Annotated in this window: 2 protein-coding genes; both read left to right on the top strand. The window is 41.7% G+C overall.

Annotation, left to right across the window (positions count from 1 at the left end; genetic code table 11):
• The first annotated feature begins 205 nt into the window (after positions 1-205).
• A complete protein-coding gene (locus X919_RS16715) occupies positions 206-376 on the top strand; it encodes a hypothetical protein (RefSeq protein WP_155949731.1) in 171 nt (56 codons plus the stop codon).
• 12 nt (positions 377-388) lie between these two features.
• Positions 389-2050: a hypothetical protein gene (locus tag X919_RS0112475; RefSeq protein ID WP_155949730.1), complete on the top strand. Its 1662-nt coding sequence runs from the start codon at positions 389-391 to the stop codon at positions 2048-2050.
• Positions 2051-2439: the final 389 nt, after the last annotated feature.

Below are 2439 nucleotides of genomic sequence, written 5' to 3'. Positions count from 1 at the left end.
ACACACACACACACACACACACACACACATATTCTAACGTCCGCTCCTACGCGCGCGTAATATACAACATAATCACTTATAACCAAAGGGTGTGCAAGAAGTTTTTCATAAACTTTTTGCATGCCCTTTTTGCGTGCATAAATGAACGGATTTTGTATGTAAAACAAGGATTAAATAATTCACAACATAAAATGGTTTTAACAAAATGAAGAAACAAACAACAAAGCGGGTATATGTAAAACCCGAAAGCACGGTTATTCCGATGGAATATACGAACGGATTGTGCAACGCTTCTGTGCAACCTAAATTGAAAGAAGAGGACTGGAAAAGTCTAGAAGAGAAGGACGATGAACTTGAAACAGATGTTGAACCCTAAAATGGTGGAAGAATGAAAAGAAGTTTGATAACATTTGGTATATTATTTAGCCTGTGCTTGTCTATGGGTCTCTTCACGGCGTGTAGCACAGAAGAAGAGCAAGCACAGCCCCAGCAAAACTTAGTGAACCTTGCGGCGAAAGGAAAAATAATTCTTTCTATGCAAGATTTTAATGCAGAGAGGGAAATTACTCGTGCTGTGCAAGCCCCCACAGACACACAAGTGGTGGATTTGGATAATGGTATGACGGCTGAGATCAGTGTGGAAAGGGGGCAAAAGAGGAAAACTGCTGTAACGCGCGCACATGATATTTATAGCGGGCATTTTAATCTTTATGCCTTAAACCCCGCAACCAATCTGCGTGTGGGCAACGTGCTGCGTGGTACTATCGGGTGGGTAACGAAGCCGACACCATCAAATCCGTGGGCTGGTGAATACACGTTTATACCCGATGCAGGTTCATTACTCGTGCTGGCACCCGGCACCTATAAGTTTGTGTGCTATAATGATGCCGTTGAAGATGATGGCACGAATCTTACGATTAAGAATTTTAACAATCCTCTTATAGGTTCAACAACAGCCACCATACCTGCAAATAGCATTGAATATAAAGTAGACATAGAAATGAAACACCCTGCAGTGCGATGTCAGGTTAGTATGCAAAATCTGATAGGTTCTGGAGAACCTACAGCGGGCTTTGCCAATATGAAAGGCAGATTAATTGCCACAACAACAAAAGCCATTCGATATTCTGCTGATTTAACCTCAAAAACAGTTATTCCGGGGACAGACATATTAGAGTTTCCTCTTGAGGGTTATGGTACGGGTGTAAGTACTACATCTTATCTATATGTTTTACCGGGGGATGGCACCGATATGAAATTAGAATTTTATAATGGTACATGCTATTATAATAGTGTGGGGACACTAAAAACATCGTTGACTAAATTGGGGACAATGTCTGCTAACGATGATTATAAGTTGAATATTAAGATTACTCCTTCCTACAAATATTTGTTCAATGATGGCACAACAGGATATCTTAGAGATAAAGGCACGCGCACGCCTATAGGCATCGTAGTGAGGCGCAAAACAGCAGGAGAAAAAGGGCTCGCTGTCGCATTGAATCTTGCTTCTACATCGCAAGAACGACCATTTACTGATGGTTATGATCACATTTCTTGGGTGCGCATTGTTTATACCAATAAACGGGTCTTCTCTACCCTAACAGATGCTTTTACAGACATGGATGGTTATGCCTACACTTGGGATGCGAACACAAGTTCGAATAATGAAGTAAAGGCAGGTAGTGACAAATACCCGGCTTTTAAACTTGCAGCGAACTATAATCCCGGCGTTCCAACCAGCGGCATCGGGCGATGGTTTCTTCCAAGCCTTGGACAAATAAAATTAATGATGGCAACCATAGGGTTCTCACGCAAGTCGATGAGTAATGGAACTATGCAAGCATGGGCATCTGCAGCATTGGCTTATGGCTTTAGCAAAGCAGGCGCTTCAAACTCTCCTATAACGGCGGATAAGAGTTTCCTACCTATCTGTTCAAGCACATGTCAACAGGACGCTGATTTTTGGAGCTATGGGGCTAATTATGTAAATGGCTTCTATAATACTTATAATTATTCTGCTTATGTCCTCCCCTTCGTAGAGTTTTAATATAAAATAAACGAGTGCAATCGCCCACCGTGTTCAACCTGCATTTTGTAAAACGGTGAGAACGGTGGGCGGGAAGCACTGAAAACAACAAAAATGGTTGAGAACGGTGACCGTTCTCGGCCAAAAACAATAAAAACAAGCGAGAACGGTGACCGAGTTGCCCCAAAATCATCAAAAACAGGCGAGAACGCCCACCGTTCTCATTGAAAAACAACGAAAACAATGGAGAACAGCCACCGTTCTCACACTACTATAAGAAAACAAAGATAATTTTTTAACCCATAAAAACAAATAAAATGGAAATCAAAAAAATCTTTAAACGTGAGCTCCAGCACTTGGAGCACTATCAGTTTGCTAATCACTTGCTCACCATGGCCAAGGAGGCAAAC

The sequence above is a fragment of the Prevotella sp. HJM029 genome (assembly GCF_000599605.1).
Lineage (GTDB): Bacteria > Bacteroidota > Bacteroidia > Bacteroidales > Bacteroidaceae > Prevotella.
Note: the sequence above shows the minus strand (reverse complement) of the source record. Positions and strands in the feature narration are given on the sequence as shown.

Coding starts and splice junctions, on each gene's coding strand:
- X919_RS16715 (WP_155949731.1), top strand. CDS start 206: ATGAAGAAACAAACAACAAAGCGGGTATATGTAAAACCCGAAAGCACG.
- X919_RS0112475 (WP_155949730.1), top strand. CDS start 389: ATGAAAAGAAGTTTGATAACATTTGGTATATTATTTAGCCTGTGCTTG.